Here is a 22,540-nt window from a genome sequence, read left to right on the forward strand (position 1 = left end):
CCTAGGCCGCCTCGAAGGCCACCAGCCGCCCCTCGACCTCTTCGCGTCCCTGCCAGCGGTCCCGCTGCAGCCGGACCGCCGCGCGGAACGGGCCCCCCGAGCCCGCCACCACCCGCTCCACCTCCTCGCGCATGCCGAACGCGATCACCGGGAGGCGGCCGGCGCCGTCGGCCAGCAGCAGCCGCACGTGGTCCGTGCCGACCGGGCGCGGCGCGCCCTCGAGCCGCAGGTTCTCGAGGCCGAACACCGCACCGGGGTTGCCCATTCCGGTCGGCTCGAGCCAGTGCAGCGCCCGCTCCAGCTCGAGGGTGAGGTCGCGGACGCTGACGACCGCGTCGATCCGCTGGCTGGGCACCAGCTCGCCCGGCGCGACCTGCTCGGCGCACGCCCGGTTGAAGGCGTCGCGGAACGCGTCGAGCCGCTCGCGCCGCAGCGTGATGCCGCCCGCCATCCGGTGCCCGCCCCACCGCTCGAGCAGGCCCGCACAGTCCGCGAGGGCGCGGTGCAGGTCGCAGCCCGGCACCGAGCGCCCCGAGCCCTTGCCCAAATCGCCGTCGAACGCGACCAGGATCGCGGGCCTCGCGATGCGCTCGACCACCCTCGACGCCACCACCCCGACCACGCCCGGGTGCCAGCCGTCCCGGGCCAGCACGACCCCCGCGTCGCGCGCCGGGTCGAAGACCGCCCCCAAATCGTCGAGGGCCTCGGCGAGCGTGCGCTGGTCGAGGGCCTGCCGCTCGCCGTTCTGGCGCTCCAGCTGGGCCGCGAGCCGGTACGCCTCGGCGTCGTCGTCGGTCAGCAGGAGCCGCAGGCCGTCGCTCGCGTCGCCGACGCGGCCTGCGGCGTTGAGGCGCGGCCCGAGGACGAAGGCGAGGTGCAGCGCCCGGATCGGCGCCGTCCCGAGGCCCGCGGTGGTGACCAGCGCCGCGAGACCGGGCCAGCGGCTGGCGCCCATCAGCTTGAGGCCCAGGCGCACGAGGATCCGGTTCTCGCCCGCCAGCGGCACCACGTCGGCCACGGTCGCGAGCGCCACGAGGTCCAGGCAGTGCCACGGCGCGCCCGCGCCGAGGCCGAGGGCCGGAGCGAGGAGCTGGGCGAGCTTGAAGGCCAGGCCGGCCGCGCACAGGTCCGGAAAGGGATAGGCGCTGTCCGGCCGGCGCGGGTTCACGAACGCGAGCGCGGGCGGCGGCTCGGGGCCCGGCAGATGGTGGTCCACGATCACCACGTCGCTGCCGGCGCGGCGCGCGTCGGCCACCGCCTGCACGGCGGTGGTGCCGCAGTCGAGGGCCAGGATCAGCTTCGCGCCGGCTTCCCGGGCGGCCGCGATCCCGGCGGCCGAGAGGTCGTAGCCGTCCCGCAGCCGGTGCGGCACGAACGGCACCACGCGCGCGCCCGCCATCCGCAGCACGCGGGTCGCGATCGCGGCCGCGCACTGGCCGTCGGCGTCGTAGTCACCGTGGACCAGGATGGTCTCGCCACGCCTGACGGCGCCGGCGATCCGCTCGACGGCGGGCGCCGCGTCGGGCAGCAGGGCGGGATCGCACAGATCGTCCCGGGAAGGCTTCAGGAACCGGCGCGCCGCCGGAGCGTCGGAGAGCCCGCGGCCCGCCAGCAGGGACGCGAACAGCGCGGGCACGCCCAGATCGCGCGCGAGAGCGGCGGAACGGGCCGGGTCGGGCGCCGGCTCGAGCCGCCAGCGCCGCGCCAGGGTCTCACCCCTCGGCATACAGCAGCACGCCGCACACCTCGCAACCCTCGATGGACTGCCCCTGCTGGATGAGGACGCGCCGCTGCAGCGGGACGGCGGTGTGGCAGTGCCCGCACGCGTCCTGATGGAGCGCGTACAGCGCGGCCGGCGCGCGGCCGCGGCGGATGCGCTCGTACCTGGCGAGCAACGCCGGCTTGACGGTCTTGGTCGCCGCCTCGCGCTCCCGCTCGGCCCCCTCCAGCTGCACCGCCAGCTCGGCGCGCTTGGCGGCCAGCTCGGCCCGCGCCTCCGTCTGCCGCGCCACCACCGCCTCGTGGGCCTTGATCGCGTCCTTGACCTTCTTCTGCGCCTCGACGATCGCGTCGCCGCTGCGCAGGTACTCGGTCTCCTCCTTCACCAGCACGCTGCGGGCGAGATCCAGCTCGGCCATCAGCGCCGAGGCCTCCTTCGCGCCCCGCACGTAATCGAGCTGCTGGCGCCGCTGCTCCTGCAACCGCTTGTAGCCGGCGATGCGCGCCTCCAGCTCCGCCTTGCGCGTCTCCGCTCCCGTCGCGGCGCGCTCGCCGTCCTCGAGCGCCTTGGTGGCCGCCCCCAGCTCCTCGTCCAGCGCCGCCTCCGCCGGGAGCAGCTGGTCCATCGCCTTCTTCACCGCACCCACGTTCTTGTCGCGCTCCTGCAGCGCAAGAAGAGCCTCGAGATCAGGATGCACCGCGTCTCCTTTCCATGGTCTTCAGTACTTCGGCTCCCGCTGGGACTTGAACGCCTTCCGGCCGAACCGCGGCTCGCTGGCGGCCGCCAGCCCCCGCTTCTCCTCGAGCAGCCGCGCCTTCTCGTCGGCCGGCGCGAGGTCGATCAGGCGATCGATTTCCGCCCGCCGCTCCTTGGCCCGGCGGTCCTGCATCCACGACACGCACGACACCAGCACCTCTTCGGGATTCTGCTCCACCGGAGGCAGGGCCGAGAGCTCCGCCCACACCGCCTGCGCCTCCCGCCCGGCGGGCTCCTCGGCGCCGTCGTACAACGCCTGGACGATCGCGCGGTACCAGGGGTGCCGGAATTCTCCGCTCGCCACCGCCTCCCGCGCCCGCGGCACCAGCTCGCGCGTCGCCAGCAGCACATGCACCAGCGTGCGCTCGATGGGGATCTCGTCCGGCCGCGCCTGGGGCTGGGCTCCGCTCTCATCGCTCCGCCCGGGAACGGCCCCCTCCGCCCGGGCACCCGCACTTCCCGGCGCGCGGGCTTCCAGCCGCCCGACCTCCCGCTCGAGCACGTCCTTCGCCACGCCGCTCCACGCCGCGGCCCGGGCGACGTACAGCTCCCGGGTGATGGGGTCCTGGGCCGCGCGGACGGTCGGGAGCAGCCGGTCGAGCGCCTCCCGGCGGCCCTCGAGGGTGCGCAGCAGTCCCTTGCGCTCCACCAGCTGGATCTTGCGCTCGAACACGTCCACGGCCTGGGCCAGCAGCGCCTCGAAGGCGTCGGCGCCGCCCTGGCGGACGAGCGTGTCGGGGTCCTCGCCGGGCGGCAGGGTCACCACGCTCACGCTCGCCCCCTGGCGCAGCAGCTCGTCGGCGGCCCGGAACGTGGACTTGAGCCCCGGCGCGTCCGCGTCGTAGACCAGCACCACGTGCTTGGTGTAGCGCCGCAGCAGCCGCGCCTGCTCCGGCGTGAGCGCGGTCCCGAGCGGCGCGACCACGTTCGCGACGCCGGCCGCCTGGAGGCGGATCGAGTCGAAGTATCCCTCGACCAGGATCGCCGCCTCCGCGGTGCGGATCGGTCCGCGCGCCCGGTCGAGCCCGTAGAGCAGCGTCCCCTTGTGGAAGACCGGGGTCTCGGGCGAGTTGAGGTACTTGGGCTCGCCGTCCCCGATGATCCGGCCGCCGAAGCCCACGACCCGCCCGCGCACGTCGGCGATCGGGAACATCAACCGGCCGCGGAACCGCGGCACGAGCGTCTTGTCGTCCCGCTCGACCAGGAGGCCGGCCTGGTGCACGACGGCGTCCTCGACGCCGAGGCTGCGCAGGGCCGCCAGCAGCTCCTCGCCCGCCGGCGGCGCGAACCCGAGCTGGTGGAGGTCCCGCACCGTCTCGTCGAAGCCGCGGGAGTCGAGGTAGCGGCGCGCCGCCGCCGCGTCGTCCCCCTCGCGGAGCCGGCGCGCGAACCAGTCGGCCGCGGTGCCCAGCGCCGAGTACAGCGGCTCGTTCGGATCGGGCCCGGCCGTGCGCACCTCGGGGACCACGATCCCCACCTTGGCCGCGATCTCCCGCACCGCCGTGGGATAGTCCATCCCGAACTTCTTCATGTAGAACGTGAACACGTCGCCCGACTCGTGGCACACGAAGCAGTGGTACATCTGCTTGCGCGGCACCACGGAGAAGTTGCGGTGCGTGCCGCCGTGGAACGGGCAGGGACCGCGGAAGTCGCTGCCGGTGCGCTTCAGCTCCACGTGCTCGCCGATGATCGTGACCGGGTCGGCCGCGTCGCGAATCTGCTCGATCAGCTCGGGGGCGATCACGACGGGTTGCAGGTGGCGGGTGGCAGGTTGCCGGCGGTCACGAGGCGGGCACCAGGGTCGCGGCCGGGACGCGCACGCGCCGCCCGCGGACCAGGACGGTGGCCTGGTCGCCGCGCAGGCTCTCCAGGCTGCCTTCGACGCCGAGCGCGGTGATCTTCACGCGGTCACCCGGCGCGACCGGCCCCGCCCGGCCGGGCGGCACCGGCTCGGCCGACGCCTCCGCGGCCACGCTCTCCGCCGCGGCGACCGCCGCGATGGCCTCCTCGACCAGCCGGCGCGCCTCGCGCTCCTTCTGCTCCTGTCGCGCCACGGCGATCGCCTTCTCGACCTCGCTGCGCGCCTCGAGCAGGTACTCCTTCATCGCGCGCTTGCCCGAACGCTCGAGCGTCTTCTCGGTGCGGCGGATCTCCTGCTCCCGGGCCGCCAGCTCCTCCTCGCGGCGCGCCAGGCGCGCGACCTGGTTCTCGGCCTCGGCCGCCCGCGCGGCCAATTCGGTTTCGCGCCGGCCCAAGTCCTGGATGCGCGCCTCGAGCCCGGCGAGGGTCGCCTCCAGCGTGCGCGTGCCTTCGGGCAGCGCCCGCTCGGCCTCGGCCAGGACGGCGGCGTCGAGGCCCAGCCGGCGGGCGATGGCGAGCCCGTACGATCGGCCCGGCAGCCCCTTGGTGAACCGGAAGGTCGGCGTGAGGGTGGCGGCATCGAACTGGAGCGACGCGTTCACGATGCCGCGCTCCTCGGCAGCCAGCTCTTTCAGCGCGCCGAGGTGCGTGGTCGCGAGCGTGGTGGCACCGCGCGCCGCGAGCGCGCGCAGGGCGCTCCCGGCCAGGGCGGCGCCCTCGGCGGGATCGGTGCCGGTGCCCAGCTCGTCGAGCAGCACCATCGACCTCCCGTCGGCGCCCTCGAGCACCTCCCGCAGCGCCGCGACGTGCGCGCTGAAGGTGGAGAGGCTCTCCTGGATGCTCTGCCGGTCGCCGATGTCCGCGAACAGCGCCGCGAAGACGGGCAGCCGGGTGCCCGGCCCCACGGGCGGCACGATACCGCTCTGGGCCAGCGCCACGATCAGGCCCACGGCCTTGAGCAGCACCGTCTTGCCCCCGGTGTTGGGGCCGGAGACGAGCACCACGCGCTCCTCGGGATCCAGGACCAGGTCGAAGGGCACGACGTGACGCTCGTCGCCCAGGAGCAGCGGATGCCGGCCCTTCACCACCGCGAGGGTTCCCGCGCCGCACTCCACCACCGCCGGCCGCGACGCGCCGGCCTGGGCCGCGAACGAGGCGCGCGCCGCGCAGCAGTCCACGGCCACCAGCATCTCGAAGCCGGCGGCGACGGCGTCCGCCTGGGGACGCAGCAGCTCCGTCAGGCGCCGCAGCACGCGGAGCACTTCCCGCGCCTCGGCCGCCTCGGCCTCGCGCAGGCGGTTGCCCAGCTCGATGACCTCGGCGGGCTCGACGAACAGGGTGGCGTGGGTGGCCGACTCGTCGTGCACGATGCCGCCGAGCCGCGACCGGGCTTCGCGCCGCACCGGGATCACGTAGCGCCCGCCGCGCACGGTCGCCGTGGCGTCGGGCGGCACCAGGCGCGAGTCGAGCGATCCGAGGATGCCGGCCAGGCGCCGGACGAGATCGTCGCGCGCCTCGCGCACCTCGCGGCGCGCCTGGGCGAGGTCCCGCGAGGCCGCGTCCTTGACGAGGCCGTCGGGCTCGAGGGCCGTGACCAGCGCGTCCTCCAGCTGGCGTGGCGGGGGCTCGACGCCGAGCGCCGCCACGAGGGGGGCCGTGCGCTCGACCCTGGCCAGGCGGCCGCGCACGGTGCGCACGGCCGTCAGCACGACGCCGAGCCGGGCGAGCTCCTCGCCCTCGAGCACCGAGCCCTCGAGCCGCAGCCGGCCCAGCGCGGCGCCCACGTCGGGGAACGCCTCGGGCGCGACGTCGTCGCCGGCCTCGAGGCGCTCCACGAACTGGGCGACGCGCTCGAGCTCGTGGCCCACGAGCCACGGGTCCGACTGGGGACGGAGGGCGCGGACACGGTCGGCGCCGAGGGGCGAGATGGCGTGCTGAGCGACGAGATCGAGCGCGGCGGGAAACTCGATGGCGGCGAGCGCGGACTCCGAGAACCCCAGGGTCATGACGCCGCGGCGAGTTCCTCTCGGGCGATGCGGTTGACGGTCTTGCCGTCGGCCCGGCCCTTGAAGAGGGGCATCACCTTCCCCATCAGCGCGCCCAGGTCCTTGGCGCCGGAGCCGATCGCCTCGCGCACGGCGCCGCGGATCTCGTCGTCCGAGAGGCCCGGGGGCACGAAGGCCTCGAGGGCCGCGACCTCCCGCGCCTCGCGGTCGGCCAGCTCCTGGCGCTTGCCGGCGGTGTACGCCTCCACCGACTCGCGGCGGCGCTTGATGCCGCGGCGCAGCACCTCGACGACGTCGGCGTCGTCGAGCGGCCTGGCGAGCTCGATTTCCCGGTTCCGGACGTCCGACAGAATGGTGGAGAGGAGGAGGGTGCGGTCCTGATCGCGTTCCTTGCGGGCCGCATTCAGCGCGGCGCGGAGTCGCTCGGCGAGACTACCGTTCACTTCTGCTGCGGCGGTTCTTGCGGCGCGCAGCGTTCATCTTCCGCTTCCGGCGCTCGCTCGGCTTCTCGTAATGGCGATGCTTGCGAAGATCCGAGAGAATGCCCGCCTTCTCGCACTTCTTCTTGAAACGCTTGAGCGCGCGCTCGAAGTTCTCGTCTTCGTGGATGATCACTTCCGGCATGCGACGACCGCCCGTGGTTGAGGGGCACGGCTATCTGGCGTAACCCAAATAAGCTACGCGAGTTCCACGCCCACGACAAGTGAGCGGCGGGCCGCCCGGGGCCCCTAGCCCGGCGGCCACTTCATCGCCCGCCCGCCCAGCACGTGCAGGTGGATGTGCGGCACCGTCTGCCCGGACTCGGCCTTGTTGTTGATCACCACGCGGTAGCCGCGCACGTCCAGCCGCTCGCGCCGGGCCACCTCGGCGGCCGCCACCAGGAGGCCGCCCAGGAAATCGCCGTCGGCCGTGTCGTTCAGCGTCTCGACGTGCTCGGTCGGGATCACGAGGACGTGGGTCGGCGCCTGGGGGTTGATGTCCCGGATGGCGACGAGCGTCGGCGTGCGGTAGACGACGTCGGCCGTGGCGTCGCCCTTGACGATCCTGCAGAAGAGGCAGTCGGTGCTCATGGAACCTCCGATCAAGAATGGCGTGAGGAGTGAGACGCGAGAGGTGGGACGTTCAAGTGAGCAGCGAGAGGTCACGTGAGTGGTGAGAAGAAACCGCTCACTTCTCAGGCCCTTGCCGCTCACTTCTCACGCCGTCGCCGCTCACTTCTCACGCCGCGGCCGCTCACTTCTCACCCTAACCTCTCACCTCTCACTCCTCACCCCCGTCACGCCTCTCCCCTTCCCCTCATCATCCACGTCACCACCAGCGCCGCCGCCGCCGCGGTGTCGAAGCGCAGCGTCGCCCGGCCCAGCGCGACCGGACGGAAGCCGGCGCTGCGCACCAGCATCAGCTCCGCGTCGCTGAACCCGCCCTCGGGACCGATCAACCACTGCACCGCATCGCCCTCCCGCAACCCCGGCATCGGCCCGCCCTCGAGGTCGGCGACCAGGCGCACGACGCCCGCCGGGTGCGGCCGCAGGGCCTCCCCCAGCGCCACGGGCGCCCCGATCGCCGGGGCCCACGAGACGCCGCACTGCTTCACCGCCTCCCGGGCCCGCGCCGTCGCCCGCTCCACGTGGGCGGCCTGGAAGCGCGTCGCCACCCCCGCGGCCCGCTCGCTCACCACCGGCACGATCCGCGTCGCCCCGAGCTCGGTCGCCTTCTCCACCGCGCTCAGGAAGCGGTCGCGGTCGCCGGCGCCGAGCAGCAGCTCCGTCACGGGCGGCGCACCGATGGACGCGGTCGCGATCACCCGCGCCACGATCACCTGGTTCTCCTCGCTCACCCGCGCCGTCGCCACGCCGCCCCGCCCGTCCACCAGCCGGATCAGCGCGCCGTCCCCGACGCGGCGCACGGCGAGGTGGTGGGCCTCGGCCTCGTCCAGGATCACGACGCCGCCGGCCAGGAACGGCCCGCGCGCGACCACCGTCGCAGCGGGCGGCGCCAGACCGCGCAGGCTCACGCGCCCAGCGCGTCCTTCATGCGGTCCCAGAAGGACCGGCCGACCCGCCCCGCCGGCGGCTCGCCCTCGTGGTGCGACAGCTCCCGGAACAGCCGCTCCATCTCCGGCGTCAGGCGGTCGGGCGTCCAGATGCCGATCCGCACGTGCAGGTCGCCCTTGCCGCCCGATCCCAGGTGCGGCAGGCCCCGCCCCTTGAGCCGCAGCACCGTGCCGGGCTGCGTCCCCGGCGGGACGGCGAGCGACTCGTCCCCGTACGGCGTCGGCACCGCGACCTCGGTCCCGAGCGCCGCCTGGCTGAACGACAGCGGCAGGTCGTAGATCAGGTCGTCGCCGTGCCGCTGGAACCGATCGTCCTCCTCGACCTCCAGCATCACCACCAGGTCGCCGGGCGGCCCGCTCCGCGGGCCGGCATGCCCCTGCCGCCGCATCGTGATGTAGTTCGACGACGACACGCCCGGCGGCACCTCCACCGTCACGGTCCGGTCGGTCCGCGTCCGCCCGTCGCCCCGGCAGATCGGACACGCCTCGGTGATGACGCGCCCCTCGCCGGCGCAGGTCGGGCACGGCGAGACCGAGACGAACTGGCCGAAGAACGACCGCTGCGCGCGCCGCACCTCGCCGCTGCCGCCGCAGGTCTGGCAGGTCCGCGGCGTCGTGCCCGGCTTCGCGCCCGAGCCGCCGCACGTCTCGCACGGCACCAGCACCTTGTACTTCAGTGTCTTCTTGGTTCCGGTGGCGACCTCCACCAGGCTCACCGACACCGCCGCCTTCAGGTCGTTGCCCCGCCGGTCGGCCTGAGCGCCGTGCACCCGCCCCCCGAACATCTCCTCGAAGCCGCCGAACCCGCCGAAGTCGCGCATGAAGATGTTCAGCGCCTCCGACAGGTCGAAGGGGTGGAACCCGTAGGCCTGGCCCGCCCCGCCCCTCAGGCCCGCCTCCCCGTACCGGTCGTACAGGGCGCGCTTCTGGGGATCGCGCAGGACCTCGTACGCCTCGGTCAGCTCCTTGAACTTCGCCTCGGCCTGGCGGTCGCCGTTGTTGCGGTCGGGATGGTACTGCATCGCCAGCTTGCGGTAGGCACGCTTCAGCGCCGCCTCGTCGGCGTTGCGCGGCACGCCCAGGACCTCGTAGAAATCGCTCATCGCGCCGGGGGAAGCCGAGCCGGCGCCGGGCGCATCCCTCGCGCCGCCCGCGACGCTACCCGCCCACACGGTGGAGTCATCGCAGCAGGTCGCCGACCAGCTTGGAGGTGTGCTCGACGAGCGTCACCACCTTCTCGTAGGGCATGCGCGTCGGGCCCAGCACGCCGATCACGCCGGACAGCGGCCCGGAACGGTACGGGGCCGTGATCAGCGTCAGCCGCGACAGGCTCTCGCTCTCGTTCTCGCCGCCGATGGTGACCGTGAGACCCACCGCGTGGGCCCGCGACTCGAGCGCCTTGCGCAGCACGTCGCGCTGCTCCGTGAGCTCGATCAGCTCCCGCATCTTCGGCCCGGTCGCGAACTCCGGCTGGTCGGCCAGCAGCGACGTGCGCCCGAGGACGACCTCCTCCGCCGTCGGAACCGGCAGATCGAACAGCTGGTCCCCGGTGGCGACGAAGATGTCCAGCAGCTCGCTCTCGGCCGCCGTCCGGGCCGAGTCGCGCACCCGCTCGGGCAGCGTCTGGCGGATCTCGCGGAGCGTGAGCCCCGCGAGCCGGTCGTTCATCGTGGCGGCGATGTTCACCACCGCCTGGGCCGGCAGCGTGGAGGGCACCTGCACGAAGATCGTGCGAGCCACGCCGCTCTTGAGCGTGAGCACCAGCAGCAGCCGGTCGGCGGCGACGGCCAGGAGCTCGAGCCGCTCGAGCACCACCGCATCCAGCGAGGGCGCGACCGCCACGCCCAGCTCCTGGGTGAGCACGCTCAACACCTGCGCCGCCCGGTGAATGATCGCCGAGATGGCCGACCCGTCGGCGATCAGGTCCACGCGCAGCCGCCGCTCCTGCTCCGTCGAGAGCGCGGGGGACCGCATCAGGGAATCCACGTACAGCCGGTACGCCCGGTCGGTGGGCACCCGCCCCGCCGACGTATGCGGGTGGAACAGGTATCCCTTTTCCTCGAGGTCGCTCATCGCGTTGCGAACGGTGGCCGGCGACACGCCGAGCCCGAACCGGCGGGCGACCGTGCGGCTGCCCACCGGCTCGGCGGTCTCGACGTAGCTCTGGACGATCGCTTCCAGAACCCGGCGCTCCCGCTCGCTCAGGGAATCCATCGCTGGAGTCAACGTTATGTCCCGCAGCAACTTAAATGGTTGCCACCAACTCGTCTAGCCGCAACCATCCCTGGGGCGTGAGACGGAGGCGCTCCGTGGCGCCGTTGGCCCGCTCCTCCGCCACGACCGCCCAGCCGGCGGCCGTCCAGCGGCCGATGGCCTGGCGGAACGCCGCCGCCACGGGCTCCTCCAGCACGATGCCCTCGACGGTGCGGAGCCCGAGGTAGATCCGTTCCAGCCGCCGCTGCTGGTCGCCGAGAATCTCGCGGCCCGCGACCGGCGCGCGGCCCTGGGCCAGCAGCCGGAGCCAGCGCGCGTACGCCGGCTCGTTCCACCACCGCGACACGCCGTCGAAGCTGTGCGCCGACGGCCCTGCGCCGAGGTACGGCGCCAGCGTCCAGTAGGCGCGGTTGTGCACGGCCTCCCGGCCGGCGCGGGCGGCGTTCGAGACCTCGTAGAAGGCGAAGCCCGCCTCGGCCAGCCGCCGGTGCGCGTGGAGATACTCGTCCGCGTAGCGCTGCTCGGAGCACGGCGCGAGCTCGCCGCGCTCCTGCCGGCGGAACAGCGCCGTGCCCGGCTCGACCGTCAGCCCGTAGAGCGAGACGTGGTCCGGCTCCAGGCGGATCGCCGCGTCGAGGTCGCGCCTCCAGTCGCGCCGCAGCTCCTCGGGGAGCGCGAAGATCAGGTCGAGCGAGACGTTCCCGATGCCGCCCCGCCGCGCCGCGCGCACGGCCTCCCCGATCCGCTCCGCGCGGTGGGTCCGGTGCATCCACGCCAGCACCGCGTCGTCGAACGACTGGGCGCCGAGGGAGAGGCGGTTGACGCCGGCCCGCGTCCAGCCGCGCACCGCCTCCGGCGTGACGTCCTCGGGGTTGGCCTCGATGGTGAACTCGGCCGGCGCGCCCTTCAGGCCGAGCAGCGCCGCCAGGCGGGCGACGCCCTCGGCGCCGAGCGAGGACGGCGTCCCCCCGCCGAGGTAGACCGTGGCGGGGTCCGCGGGCGGGCCGAGGCGCCCCAGCTCCAGCTCGAGCGCCCCCAGGAACGCGGCGACCGGCGGCTCGCGCCTGACGGCGATGCTGAAGTCGCAGTAGGTGCAGCGCCGCGCGCAGAAGGGAACGTGGACGTAGACGTGCGCCGGCGGAGGCGGCTCCGACGTCGTCATCGTCCGGCGCGCCGCCCGCACCCGGGCGGCGTCACCCCGAGGCCACCGCGCGCGTTCACGACGCCAGCACGAAGTGCTTCCCCGGCAGCTGCACCGCGAGCCCCTTGATCTCCAGCGACGAGAGGGCCGCGAGGAGCCGGCCCGGCGCGAGCGCCGTGCGCGCCGCGATCGCATCCACGTGCAGCGGCTCCTGGGTGAGCACGTCGAACACCGACGCCTCCGCACCCAGCAGCTCGGCGGAGGTGCCGAGCAGGGCGTCGAGCTGCGCGGCGGCGGCGCGCCGCTCGCCCTCCTCCACGCCCTCCCAGGTGACGCCGAACTGGTCCAGCAGGCTCTGGGGACCGAGGTACGGCGTGGCGCCCTCGCTGATCAGCTGGTTCGGGTTCTGGGCCACCTCGTCCTCGATGCGGCCGGGCACGGCGAGGACGGGCTTGCCGCACTTCAGCATCCACTCGGCCGTGTTGCTGGTCCCGCCCTTCACCCGGCCCTCGACGACCAGCAGGCAGGCGGCGAGGCCGGCGATGATGCGGTTGCGCTGCGGGAACGAGCCCTGGTGCGGCGCGGTGCCCGGCTGCTGCTCGCTCACCAGGAGCCCCGCGCCCCGCACATCGGCGTAGAGGTCGCAGTTGCTGCGCGGATAGGGAACGTCCACGCCGCTCCCCAGCACGGCGATGGTCTTGCCGCCGGCGTCGAGCGCCCCGCGGTGGGCGCGCGTGTCGAGCCCCCGCGCCATGCCGCTCACCACCACCAGGCCGGCGCGCGCGGCCGCCTGCGCCGCCTGGTACGCCACCCGGGCGCCGTAGGTCGTGGGCGTGCGGCTCCCGACGATCGCCACCAGCGGCCGCGCGAGCAGCGAGAGGTCCCCGAGCGCGTACAGCGCGTCGGGCGGCTCCCGCAGCACCAGCAGCGACTTGGGGAAGAGCGGATCGTCCCGGGTGAGCCGGAGGATCGCGGAGCCGGCCACCGCGGCCGTCACGTCGCCGCCTCGACCTCCTGCCGCTCGCGGGCCAGCCTCTGCCACAGCGCTTCGAGCAGCTCGTCCAGGCCGCGGTGCGAGACGGAGGAGATCACGAACTGCGCGAACGCCGCCGGCGTCGCGGGCAGCCCGAGGGCGCCGGCGTCCGCCACCAGGTCGCTCTTGGTCCAGGCCACGCAGTGCGGCTTCGCCGCCAGGGCCGGCGACCACCGCTCCAGCTCGCCCCGCACCATGGCGTAGGACGCGCCCGGATCGGGCGCGTCGAGCGGGATCATGCAGACCAGCACGCGGGTGCGCTCGACGTGGCGCAGGAACTTCAGGCCGAGCCCCTTCCCCTGGTGCGCCCCCTCGATGATCCCCGGCAGGTCGGCCACCACGAAGCTGCGGTGATCGCTCAGCTGGACGACCCCGAGGTTGGGCTCGAGCGTCGTGAACGGATAGTCGGCGATCTTCGGCCGGGCCGCCGTGACGGCCGCGAGCAGCGTGCTCTTGCCCGCGTTCGGCTCGCCCAGGAGGCCCACGTCGGCGATCAGCTTGAGCGTGAGCCGGATGGTCCGCCGCTCTCCGTCCTCGCCGGGCTGGTAGTGATGCGGCGCCTGACGGGTCGGCGTCGCGAAGTGCGCGTTGCCGAGGCCGCCCCGTCCGCCCTGCGCCACCACGAAGGAGTCGCCCGGGCGCACGACCTCGCCCAGCAGCGCGCCCGTGGCGGCGTCGCGCACCTCGGTGCCGAGCGGCACCGGCAGCGCGAGGTCGGCGGCCGAGCGCCCGCTCTGCTGCGACGGGCCGCCGTGCTGGCCGGACTCCGCCACCCAGCGCGTATGGTAGGTGTAGTCGAGCAGGGTCCAGAGCTGCGGATCGGCGACCACGTGCACGCTGCCCCCGCGCCCGCCGTCGCCGCCCGAGGGGCCGCCCTTCGGCACGCGGCTCTCCCGCCGGAACGCGGCCATCCCGGAGCCGCCGTCGCCGGCCACCACCTCGATGACCACCTCGTCGATGAACATGGCTCAGTCGTGCCGCCGCGTGTCCCGCAGCTCCCGCCACAGGTCCCGGGCCAAGGCGAGGACCTCCGGGAAGACGCCCGCCTCGCCCGCCAGCTCGAGCACCTCGTCCACCTCGGCCGCGGCGGCGCCCGCGTTGAGCGCGCCCCGCAAGTGCGAAACCAGCTGGCGCGGGACCTGTTGCGGGATCAGCATCGCGATCGAGCACAGCTCCCGGCGCCTCAGGTCCAGGCCGGGCCGGCCGAGCGTCTTGCCGTAGCCGTCCACGATCATCCACTGCTCGAGCGCCGGATGCAGGGCGCGCACGTTCACCCGCAGCTGATCGTAGTGCTTGCCGTACACCGCGCGACAGGTCGCCTCGCCGCGCTCCCGCCACTCGCGCCACCGCTCGTAGTCCGCCGGCTCCGCCCCCGCGGCGGCCGCAGGCACCAGCCGCCGGAACACGGCCAGCGCCACCAGCGCGCGCGGATAGCCGACGTAGAGCAGGCTGGAGATCAGCAGCTCGTCGAGCCACAGCGGCGGAGTGCCGGCGCGGCCGGCCTCCTCCAGCCACTCGCCGAGCCGCGCCTCGGAGGCGTGCGCCAGGCCGAGAGCGACCCGCACCAGGGCGCGCGTCGCGGGATCGAGCACGGCCGTCACGCTAGCTGGCCCGCCGCCGGGTCCGCGACCGTTTCGTTGCGGCACGGCACGAATGCCGGCCGGTGGGGCCGGATCTCCATCACTGCCCTCCCCGCTCGAGTGAGACGTGCGCCGCGAGGTGACCGACCTCCTCCCCCAACGTGTTCCTGTGCACCGGGGCGCGGAAGGACTCGGGGACGCGGACGACGCCCGGCGCGAGGGCATCGAGGATCGCGAGCAGCGCGAGGCGCGCGCTCTCGTCGTCGCCGTCCTCGACCTTCAGCGCCATGCCGAGCCTGGCCTCGGGGATCAACGCGCAGTACACGCCGCTCGCGCCGATCTTGGCGACGACGCGGCCGCCGGAGCCGGCCGCGACCTCGGTGCACAGGCGGCCGGTGCCGGCGACGAGGAAGGGGTCGGCGGTGATGGCGCGCACGACGCGGTCGGCGGCCTGAGAACGGGTGGGAGGCTGTGGGTGGTGGGTTGTGGGTGAGGCCGCGCCATCACCTACCACCCACGACCCACCAACCGTCGGCTCGGCGCGTGATCCGAGCCTGGCATACGCCAGCGCCATGTTCCGGAGCGGCAGCGCGAACGACACCACGCCGCACCCGTCCGTGCCCTGTCCCAGGCGCGGCTCCGGGACCCCGGTCCACAGAACCACCTCCTGGAGCACGCGCTGCTGCACGGCGTGCTCGGGCCGGCGATAGTTCTCCGTGGGCCAGCGGTGGAACCGCGCCAACGCGAGCATCCCGGCGTGCTTGCCCGAGCAGTTGCTGTGGATCCGTCGCGGCTTCTCGCCCCGCTCCGCCATCGCGCGGGCGACCGCCGGCGACAGCGACGGGTGGGGCCCGCAGGCCAGGTCGTCCTCCGCGCACCCCGCCTTGCGCAGCAGGCCTTCGACCACCTCGACGTGTCGTGGCTCGCCGTTGTGCGACGCGCACGCGACGGCGACCTCCGCGTCGCCCACGCCGAGCGCATCCGCGGCGCCGTCGGTCAGGAGCGGCAGCACCTGGACGAGCTTGGCGCACGAGCGCCAGTAGGTCACCAGGCCGGGGTCGCCGGTCCGCGCCACCAGCCGTCCGTCCGCGTCGACGACGGCCGCGGAGACGACGTGGCGGGACTCGACGGTCCGGCCCCGGACCGTGTCGATGGTGGAGGTCATCCGGCGCGAAAGCTAACGGGGGGACGTGCGCTCCGCCCCGGCGCCGCCCGCGCGGCCGAGCGCCAGGGCGATCCCGGCGAGGGCGAGCGCGCCGCCCGCCAGCGCGCTCGTCCCGGGCGGCTCGGCGATGGCGGGCAGCAGCCAGGCGATCAGCGTGGCACCGACCGGTTCCCCGAGCGCCGCGACGTTGACCGTGTAGGCCGGCAGGTAGCGCAGCGCGTAGTTGAGGCCGCCGTGTCCCACCAGCATCGGGCCCACGGCGAGGGCCGCGAAGATCGCCCAGTCGGTGGCCGGATAGGCGACGAACGCCTCGGCCCGGAGTCCCGCCCACGCCAGCAGCACCACCGCCGCGACGGCGTACACCGGCGCGATGTACGCCACGAGACCGAGGTGGGCGCGGAGCCGCCGGCCGATGACGAAGTACGCCCCGCCGCACACGGCGCCGACGAGGGCCAGCAGGTCGCCCAGCAGCGCGCCGTGCCCGGCGGCTCGGTAGTCGCCGAGCGCGATGACCACGGCGCCCAGGACGGCCAGCACGATGCCCGCCGCCTGGCGCCGGCCCGGCCGCTCGTGCAGGAAGACGCGCGAGAACCCCCACGCGAAGACCGGCGACAGGGACACGAGGACCGCGGAGGCGGCGACGCTCGTGAGCCGCAGCGACGTGATCCACGACGCGAAGTGCAGCGCCAGCAGGCCGCCGGCGAGGAGGGCGAGGCGACGCCCGGGGCGGCCGAGCCGCGACCACTCCATCCGTCCGCGAGAGGCCGCGAACGCCGGCGCGAGGAGCAGCGAGGCGAAGGAGAGGCGCCAGGCCGCGATCGCCAGCGGCGGGGCGCCGGACAGCCGGATGAGCGGCGCGGCCCAGGACATGGCCACGACCGCGACGAGCATGACGAGCAGGGGCGAGGGACGGGATCGCACGGAGGGGAATAAACACGGTGTTGGGGATTGGGGGTTAGGGGTTGGGGACCCGAAACCCCAAACCCCAATCCCCTGACGCGTGCGCCGGTCCCGCACCTATATTCGCCGCCATGCGGCACCATTTTCTCGCCTGCCTCATCGCCCTCGGCGCCGCCGCTCCGCTCACGGCGCAGAACGACACGCTCCGTCCGGCGGCACCGGCCGACACCGCGGCCGCGGGGCACCCCCGGGGCCTCATCAGCAAGGCGCCGCCGGGCGCCACGGCGACGGCCGACACCGCGGCCATGGGCCCGTCGCGGACCCTGGTCAGCAAGGCGCCACCGGCGGCGGCCGAGCCCGCGGGCGGCATCGAGAGCAGCCTGTACCTCCCGCTCGGCTCCTGGGTGACGCCCTACGTGGAGCACCTCATCCGGGCCGGCGTGCTCCTGGGTCTCGACCCCCTGACCCGTCCGCTGAAGCGCGCCGACGTCGCGCGCGCCGTCGCGCGGGTGGATACGGCCGGCCTCCCGGCGTCGGTGCGCAGCCAGCTGCGGCTCCTGGCGGGCGAGCTGGAGGAACGGCAGGACGCCGTGCGCTGGAAGCTGGACGGCGGCGTCGGCGTGCTGGGCGCGTCGGACGCGAGTCGCGAGGCCTGGCGGCCGGCCGGCGACACGGCCCGGGCGTTCGCCCAGGCCGATCTCGCGCTGTCGGTCGAGCTGCCGCACTTCGCGTTCGTCACCCACCCCCGCGTGGACAACCGGCTCAAGTACGACCCGGAGTACATCGGCAAGAAGGACCGGATCGTCGCCGGCCGGAACGACGAGGCGTACGTCATCGCATCGTGGAAGTACTTCGAGGCGTTCTTCGGCCTGGTGGACCGCAACTGGGGCTCGCCCGATGCCGAGGGCCTGATCCTCTCCACGGCGCCCTACGCCTACGATCACCTGTTCCTGCGCCTCGGGCCGCGGCGGCTGCGGCTCGAGATGGTCGCCACCGAGCTGAACGACCTGCCCGAGTGGGCCGACTCGGTGGGCCAGTCGCAGACCTCGACGCTCGACCGCCGCTTCCTGTCGGTCCACCGGCTGGTGGTGGAGCCGACGGACCGGTTCGCCTTCTCCCTCTCCGAGGCGATGCTGTACGCCAACGAGGGCGGGATCAACCGCAGCTGGGAGCCGTGGTACCTCAACCCGCTCAACCTGTGGCTGCTGGCGCAGTACCAGGGCAAGACCACCGGCAACTCGCTGCTGGCGGGCGACGTCACCTGGCAGGTGCGGCCGGGCCTGCGCCTGTTCGGGCAGCTGTACCTCGACGACATCCAGGTGGACCGCCGCCAGACCTCGGACCGTGAGCCGCCGGGCTACGGCTTCACGCTGAACGCGTCGGGCGGCGCCCTGCGCGGCGCCGTGAGCTGGACCGCGTTCTACACCCGGGTCACGAACCTCGCCTACCGCACGCCGGCCAACCAGGAGCAGTACACCAGCGACTCCGTCGGCCTGGCGCGCAGCCACGACGACTACGACCAGCTCACGGCGCGCGTGACCACCGCCCCGGCCCCGCGCGCGCTCCTGGCGGGCGAGGTCACGCTCATCCGCCAGGGCCAGGGGGCGATCGGGACCCACTACCCGGCGGTGTCCCAGTACGCCGACTCGCTGTGGTTCCTCACCGGCGTGGTGGAGCGCACGCTGCGCCTGGCGGCGCAGGCCAGCTGGACGCCCGTGCCCGGCGTCGACCTCAGCGCCGACGTGGGCCGGCACTTCGTCCGGAACGCGAACCACGTGGCGGGCGCCCGCGGCGACCGGTGGGTGTGGCGCGTCCGGGCCGAGATCCGCCGCCGCTACACGGGCCGAGTCCACCCGGGCGACTGAGCGCTTGGACGCGGACGCCGTCGTCGTCGGCGCGGGCGTGGTCGGGCTCGCCTGCGCTCGCGAGCTGGCGGCGCGGGGCCGCGAGGTGGTCCTGATCGAGCGCCACGAGCGCTTCGGCGTCGAGACCAGCAGCCGCAACAGCGAAGTCATCCACGCGGGCCTGTACTACCCGGCCGGCAGCCTGAAGGCGCGGCTGTGCGGGGCGGGCAGCCGCCGCCTGTACGCGTGGTGCGCCGAGCGCGGCGTGCCGCACGCGCGGCTCGGCAAGCTGATCGTCGCCACGACGGCCGACGAGGAGCCGCGGCTCGAGGAGATCCTCCGCCAGGCCGGGGCCAACGGCGTCACGTCGCTGGTGCCGCTGTCGGCCGCCGGGGTGCGCGCCCTGGAGCCGAACGTCCGTGCGACGCGGGGCCTGTGGTCGCCGGACACCGGCATCGTGGACTCGCACCGGCTGATGGCGAGCCTGCTGGCCGACGCGGAGGCGCACGGCTGCGCCGCGGCGTGGCGCCACGAGGTGATCGGCGCCGAGCCGGCGCGCGGGGGCGGCTTCCGCGTCGCGGCGCGGAGCGGCGGCGAGACCACCACGCTCGAGGCGCGGACGGTGGTGAACGCGGCGGGCCTCGACGCCGACACGGTCGCCGCGCTCCCGGGGCTCGACCCGATCGCCGCGGGCTACCGGCTGCACTTCGCGCGCGGGCACTACTTCCGGGTGCACCCGCGCCGGGCGCACCTGGTGCGCCACCTCGTCTACCCGACCCCGCGCCTCTCGCACCTCGGCATCCACGTCACGCTCGACCTGGCGGGCGGCGTGCGCCTGGGACCCGACGCGGAGTACCTCGCCGAGCGCGTCCAGGACTACGGCGTCTCGCCGGGGCTCCGCGACACGTTCTTCGCCGCCGCCTCGCGCTACCTCGAGGGCCTCGAGCCGGAGGACCTCTCGCCCGACCTGGCCGGGATCCGGCCCAAGCTCCAGGGCCCGGGCGAGCCGTTCCGGGACTTCGTGATCGCCGAGGAGTCGGGGCGCGGCCTCGCGGGCTGGATCAACCTTGTGGGCATCGAGTCGCCGGGGCTAACCTGTTGCCTCGCCATCGCCACGGCCGTGGCGGACCTGCTGGAGGAGAACGCGTGATCACCCGCGACCGGCTGAACGCACTGCTCGAGGGCATGCCGCACCGCCGCATCGTCGTCGTGGGCGACGCGATGCTCGACATCTACCTGATCGGCGACGTCGAGCGCATCTCGCCCGAGGCGCCGGTACCGGTGGTGCGCGTGGCGGAGCGCCGCTACGCGCTGGGCGGCGCGGCGAACGTCGCGGCCAACGTCGCCGCCATCGGCGCGGAGGTCACGCTGGTGGCCACCGTGGGCGACGACCGGCGCGGCGAGCAGCTCCGCACCGAGATGGTGGCGGCCGGGATCCGCGACGACGGCATCGTCACCACGCCGGAGCGCCCCACCACGTCCAAGACGCGCGTGGTCGCGCGCGGGCAGCAGATGCTGCGGTTCGACGAGGAAGAGGACGCGCTGCTCGAGGGCGAGACCCTGGAGGCGCTGCGCAAGCGACTGGCCAAGACGATGCGCGACGTGGACGCGGTGCTGCTCGAGGACTACAACAAGGGCGCGCTCGCGCCGCCGGTCATCGAGACCACGCTGCGGGTGGCGCGCGAGCGGGGCATCCCGTCGGTCGTGGACCCGAAGTTCAAGCAGTTCTTCGCCTACAAGGGCGCCACCGTCTTCAAGCCGAACCGGCGCGAGCTGGAGGCCGCCATCGGCGCCGTGCTGGACATCGAGCACGCCGACACGCTGCCCGCCGTCATGGAGCGCCTGGAGGTGGAGAACCTGCTCCTCACGCTCGGCGCGCACGGGATGGCGCTCCTGACCCGGAGCGGCGGCGTGGAGCGGCTGAGCTCCCACGCCCGCGAGGTGTACGACGTCTCGGGGGCCGGCGACACGGTGACCGCGTGGGTCGGCACCGCGCTCGCGGCCGGGGCGACGGTCTTGGAGGCGGCCGAGCTGGCCAACTACGCGGCCGGCATCGAGGTGGCCAAGGCGGGCGTCGCGGTGGTCTCGCGCGACGAGGTCCGGGCCCTGTTCGAGCGCCAGTTCGACGAGGTCGGGATGTTCCGGCGGGGAGGCGTGCTCTAGGCGGTCGCCCCGAGCGCCTCCTCGTACACGCGGACGGTCTGCTCGGCGGCGCGCCGCCAGGTGTAGAACGGCGCGCGCTCGCGTGCCCGGGCGGCCAGGCTCTCGCGCAGCGCGCGATCCGACGCGAGGCGCCGCATCGCGGCCGCCAGGGCGCCGGCGTTGTCGGGCGGGAACGGCAGGCCGGCGTCGCCCGCGATCTCCGGCAGCGAGCCGCCGGTCGAGATGAGCGACGGCGTCCCCATGTGCATCGCCTCCACCACCGGGAGGCCGAAGCCCTCCAGCCACGACGGCAGCACCAGCGCCAGGGCGCCCGCGTACAGCGCCGCGAGCCGCGCGTCGTCCATCCCGCCGAGGAACCGCATCCACGCCTTCACGCCCGAGCGGATGGCGCCGCGCCTGAGCGTGTCGGCCCCCGGGCCACCCTCGCCCACCAGCGCCACGGTCGCGCGCCGCTCCGGCGGCTGCATCCCGAGGGCCTCGACGATGGCGCCGAGGTTCTTCCGGTCGTCGAACCCGCCCACGTAGAGGAAATACGGGTCCTTCAGGTCGAACTCGGCGCGCACCGCCGACACGCGCGCCGGCTCGGGCGCCAGGTCGAACGCGGGTGCCGCGCCCTCGACCGTCACCGCGATCCGCTCGCGCTCGACGCCGAGGTGGCGCGCGATGCTGCCGGCCGTCCACTCCGAGACGGCGATGATGCGCCGGGTCTTCCGCAGCACCAGCCACTGCTCCATCTCGTGGCGCGCCGCGGCCCTCAGGCCGCCGTGCACGGCGAGCTCGGGGCGCTCCCGGTCGGCGAGGTCGTGGATCGTGGCCACCACCGGGCAGGGCGAGTGCCACGGCACGCCCCAGTGCGCGGGCGCGTGGAACAGCTCGATGTGCTCGCGCCGCAGCGCGCCGGGGAGCCAGCGGTGCTGCCACAGCGCCTGGGGGCGCACGAAGCGCAGCACGCGCGGAATCTGATCGAGGCCGTGGACGGGGTGGATCGGCGCATCGGAGAACAGCACCGGCTCGACCCGCCCCGACGCCGCCAGCGCGCGCACCAGCTCGGCCGTGTAGCGGTTGAAGCCGCGCCGGTCGGGGCCGGCCAGCAGCCGGGCGTTGATGCCCACTCGCAGGGGCGAGCCGTCGCGGCGCGCGGTCATGCGCCGCTAATGCTAGCGCGCTCTGGCGCGATCCGCCAAAAGGGCCTACGATGACTGCCCGTGGAAGCCGAGCCGCTCGAGTCGAGTCCGCCTGCGCCGGGCGCCCGCCCCGGGACGTTCGCGGCCCGGGTGGCGAGGAGAACGGCGGCCTCACCGCGGTGGTGGGCGGTGGTGGGCTCCCGGCTGGTGCGGCTGGGCGAGCTGCTGCGTCGCAGCAGACTGGACGCCACCCGGGAGGCCGAGGCGGCGCTGGCCGGATCGCCGGCGCTCGCCGCGCGCATGGTGCTCGACGGTCCCTTCCGGGGGATGCGATACCCTGCGCCGCGCGCGTTCGGCAGCATGCTGTACCCGAAGCTGGTGGGCAGCTACGAGTGCGAGCTGCACCCCTGGCTCGAGCAGCTGCGCCGCCGACCGTACGCCCACGTGATGGACATCGGCTGCGCCGAGGGCTACTACGCCGTCGGGCTGGCGCTGCTGTGGCCGGCCGCCCAGGTGCACGCCCACGACTCCGATCCGGCGGCACTCGACGCCTGCCGCGAGACGGCGCGCGCCAACGGCGTCCTCGACCGGCTGCACCTGGGGGGCGCCGTCTCCGCCGAGGACCTCGGGCGCTTCGGCGCCCTGGCGGACGGTCTCATCGTCTGTGATTGCGAGGGGTGCGAGCTGTCGCTCTTCACCCCGCCCGTCGTGGAGCGGCTGGCCGGGTGCGACGTGATCGTGGAGCTGCACGACTTCATCGATCCGACGATCTCCTCCACCCTCGTCGAGCGGTTCCGGCCCAGCCATGCGGTGCACACCGTGCGGACCGCGCGGCGCCATCCGGGCCGGTTCGCGGCGCTCCGCGGACTCTCCCCGCTGGCCCGCGAGCTGGCCATGGCGGAGCAACGCCCCGGACCGATGGAATGGCTGCTGGCCAGGTCGCGCCCCGGAGCGCGCACCCCGGGATGAGCGCCCCCCGGC

21 protein-coding genes are annotated in these 22,540 nt (G+C 74.4%); 4 read left to right on the top strand and 17 right to left on the bottom strand.

The genetic code is table 11. The features are described 5' to 3' along the window. Position 1 precedes the first annotated feature (1 nt). The 16 genes from recJ to VMF70_06995 form a co-directional block, all read right to left on the bottom strand. Positions 2 to 1,726: a single-stranded-DNA-specific exonuclease RecJ gene (recJ, locus tag VMF70_06920; protein ID HTT67742.1), complete on the bottom strand. Its 1,725-nt coding sequence runs from the start codon at positions 1,724 to 1,726 to the stop codon at positions 2 to 4. Continuing rightward, complete coding sequence (locus VMF70_06925) at positions 1,713 to 2,417, bottom strand: hypothetical protein (protein ID HTT67743.1); 705 nt, start codon at positions 2,415 to 2,417, stop codon at positions 1,713 to 1,715. Before VMF70_06925 ends, recJ begins: the two co-directional genes overlap by 14 nt. Before the next feature lie 21 nt (positions 2,418 to 2,438). Then, positions 2,439 to 4,220 (bottom strand): DNA primase, encoded by a 1,782-nt coding sequence (gene dnaG / locus VMF70_06930; GenBank protein ID HTT67744.1) that lies wholly within the window; start codon positions 4,218 to 4,220, stop codon positions 2,439 to 2,441. Positions 4,221 to 4,257: 37 nt separating this feature from the next. Then, entirely contained in the window at positions 4,258 to 6,342 is a 2,085-nt protein-coding gene (locus VMF70_06935; protein HTT67745.1) for a hypothetical protein, read from the bottom strand. Continuing rightward, positions 6,339 to 6,785 (bottom strand): GatB/YqeY domain-containing protein, encoded by a 447-nt coding sequence (locus VMF70_06940; protein ID HTT67746.1) that lies wholly within the window; start codon positions 6,783 to 6,785, stop codon positions 6,339 to 6,341. Before VMF70_06940 ends, VMF70_06935 begins: the two co-directional genes overlap by 4 nt. Continuing rightward, complete coding sequence (gene rpsU, locus VMF70_06945; protein ID HTT67747.1) at positions 6,775 to 6,966, bottom strand: 30S ribosomal protein S21; 192 nt, start codon at positions 6,964 to 6,966, stop codon at positions 6,775 to 6,777. The genes VMF70_06940 and rpsU overlap by 11 nt, the downstream gene beginning before the upstream one ends. A gap of 104 nt (positions 6,967 to 7,070) precedes the next feature. Continuing rightward, a complete protein-coding gene (locus VMF70_06950; GenBank protein ID HTT67748.1) occupies positions 7,071 to 7,412 on the bottom strand; it encodes a histidine triad nucleotide-binding protein in 342 nt (113 codons plus the stop codon). A gap of 206 nt (positions 7,413 to 7,618) precedes the next feature. After that, complete coding sequence (locus VMF70_06955; GenBank protein HTT67749.1) at positions 7,619 to 8,356, bottom strand: RsmE family RNA methyltransferase; 738 nt, start codon at positions 8,354 to 8,356, stop codon at positions 7,619 to 7,621. After that, positions 8,353 to 9,567 (bottom strand): molecular chaperone DnaJ, encoded by a 1,215-nt coding sequence (gene dnaJ, locus VMF70_06960; protein ID HTT67750.1) that lies wholly within the window; start codon positions 9,565 to 9,567, stop codon positions 8,353 to 8,355. The genes VMF70_06955 and dnaJ overlap by 4 nt, the downstream gene beginning before the upstream one ends. A 7-nt stretch (positions 9,568 to 9,574) precedes the next feature. Next, positions 9,575 to 10,609, bottom strand: coding sequence for a heat-inducible transcriptional repressor HrcA (gene hrcA, locus VMF70_06965; protein HTT67751.1), 1,035 nt, complete (start codon positions 10,607 to 10,609; stop codon positions 9,575 to 9,577). A gap of 31 nt (positions 10,610 to 10,640) precedes the next feature. Further along, positions 10,641 to 11,771 carry a radical SAM family heme chaperone HemW gene (hemW, locus tag VMF70_06970; GenBank protein HTT67752.1) on the bottom strand — a complete coding sequence of 377 codons (1,131 nt, stop codon included), beginning with the start codon at positions 11,769 to 11,771 and terminating at the stop codon, positions 10,641 to 10,643. Positions 11,772 to 11,826: 55 nt separating this feature from the next. Further along, positions 11,827 to 12,747, bottom strand: a complete 921-nt coding sequence (gene dprA / locus VMF70_06975) for a DNA-processing protein DprA (protein HTT67753.1) — start codon at positions 12,745 to 12,747, stop codon at positions 11,827 to 11,829. Next, on the bottom strand, positions 12,744 to 13,748 hold the full coding sequence (gene obgE / locus VMF70_06980) for a GTPase ObgE (GenBank protein HTT67754.1): 1,005 nt from the start codon (positions 13,746 to 13,748) through the stop codon (positions 12,744 to 12,746). The genes dprA and obgE overlap by 4 nt, the downstream gene beginning before the upstream one ends. Before the next feature lie 3 nt (positions 13,749 to 13,751). Next, on the bottom strand, positions 13,752 to 14,384 hold the full coding sequence (locus VMF70_06985) for a carboxymuconolactone decarboxylase family protein (GenBank protein HTT67755.1): 633 nt from the start codon (positions 14,382 to 14,384) through the stop codon (positions 13,752 to 13,754). Between the two features lie 79 nt (positions 14,385 to 14,463). Further along, positions 14,464 to 15,528 carry an asparaginase gene (locus VMF70_06990; protein ID HTT67756.1) on the bottom strand — a complete coding sequence of 355 codons (1,065 nt, stop codon included), beginning with the start codon at positions 15,526 to 15,528 and terminating at the stop codon, positions 14,464 to 14,466. Positions 15,529 to 15,540: 12 nt separating this feature from the next. Next, positions 15,541 to 16,449, bottom strand: a complete 909-nt coding sequence (locus VMF70_06995) for a DMT family transporter (GenBank protein HTT67757.1) — start codon at positions 16,447 to 16,449, stop codon at positions 15,541 to 15,543. A gap of 110 nt (positions 16,450 to 16,559) precedes the next feature. Here VMF70_06995 and VMF70_07000 point away from each other — a divergent pair, with 110 nt between their 5' ends. Genes VMF70_07000 through VMF70_07010 form a run of 3 tightly spaced genes read left to right on the top strand, consistent with a single transcriptional unit; the run spans position 16,560 to position 20,435 of the window. Then, positions 16,560 to 18,293, top strand: a complete 1,734-nt coding sequence (locus VMF70_07000) for a hypothetical protein (GenBank protein ID HTT67758.1) — start codon at positions 16,560 to 16,562, stop codon at positions 18,291 to 18,293. Positions 18,294 to 18,297: 4 nt separating this feature from the next. Then, positions 18,298 to 19,422, top strand: coding sequence for an NAD(P)/FAD-dependent oxidoreductase (locus VMF70_07005; protein HTT67759.1), 1,125 nt, complete (start codon positions 18,298 to 18,300; stop codon positions 19,420 to 19,422). Beyond that, on the top strand, positions 19,419 to 20,435 hold the full coding sequence (locus tag VMF70_07010) for a PfkB family carbohydrate kinase (protein HTT67760.1): 1,017 nt from the start codon (positions 19,419 to 19,421) through the stop codon (positions 20,433 to 20,435). The genes VMF70_07005 and VMF70_07010 overlap by 4 nt, the downstream gene beginning before the upstream one ends. Here VMF70_07010 and VMF70_07015 read toward each other — a convergent pair. After that, on the bottom strand, positions 20,432 to 21,580 hold the full coding sequence (locus VMF70_07015) for a glycosyltransferase family 1 protein (protein ID HTT67761.1): 1,149 nt from the start codon (positions 21,578 to 21,580) through the stop codon (positions 20,432 to 20,434). The two genes, VMF70_07010 and VMF70_07015, sit on opposite strands and share 4 nt — an antisense overlap. Before the next feature lie 60 nt (positions 21,581 to 21,640). Here VMF70_07015 and VMF70_07020 point away from each other — a divergent pair, with 60 nt between their 5' ends. Further along, positions 21,641 to 22,528, top strand: coding sequence for a class I SAM-dependent methyltransferase (locus tag VMF70_07020; GenBank protein HTT67762.1), 888 nt, complete (start codon positions 21,641 to 21,643; stop codon positions 22,526 to 22,528). Positions 22,529 to 22,540 lie beyond the last annotated feature (12 nt).

Source organism: Gemmatimonadales bacterium (assembly GCA_035502185.1).
Classification (GTDB): Bacteria; Gemmatimonadota; Gemmatimonadetes; order Gemmatimonadales; family JACORV01; genus Fen-1245.

What these genes read in the sequence shown, in the direction of transcription:
- recJ (HTT67742.1), bottom strand. Translation starts at nt 1,726, where the DNA reads ATGCCGAGGGGTGAGACCCTGGCGCGGCGCTGGCGGCTCGAGCCGGCG.
- VMF70_06935 (HTT67745.1), bottom strand. Translation starts at nt 6,342, where the DNA reads ATGACCCTGGGGTTCTCGGAGTCCGCGCTCGCCGCCATCGAGTTTCCC.
- rpsU (HTT67747.1), bottom strand. Translation starts at nt 6,966, where the DNA reads ATGCCGGAAGTGATCATCCACGAAGACGAGAACTTCGAGCGCGCGCTC.
- VMF70_06950 (HTT67748.1), bottom strand. Translation starts at nt 7,412, where the DNA reads ATGAGCACCGACTGCCTCTTCTGCAGGATCGTCAAGGGCGACGCCACG.
- hrcA (HTT67751.1), bottom strand. Translation starts at nt 10,609, where the DNA reads ATGGATTCCCTGAGCGAGCGGGAGCGCCGGGTTCTGGAAGCGATCGTC.
- hemW (HTT67752.1), bottom strand. Translation starts at nt 11,771, where the DNA reads ATGACGACGTCGGAGCCGCCTCCGCCGGCGCACGTCTACGTCCACGTT.
- obgE (HTT67754.1), bottom strand. Translation starts at nt 13,748, where the DNA reads ATGTTCATCGACGAGGTGGTCATCGAGGTGGTGGCCGGCGACGGCGGC.
- VMF70_06990 (HTT67756.1), bottom strand. Translation starts at nt 15,528, where the DNA reads ATGACCTCCACCATCGACACGGTCCGGGGCCGGACCGTCGAGTCCCGC.
- VMF70_07000 (HTT67758.1), top strand. Translation starts at nt 16,560, where the DNA reads ATGCGGCACCATTTTCTCGCCTGCCTCATCGCCCTCGGCGCCGCCGCT.
- VMF70_07015 (HTT67761.1), bottom strand. Translation starts at nt 21,580, where the DNA reads ATGACCGCGCGCCGCGACGGCTCGCCCCTGCGAGTGGGCATCAACGCC.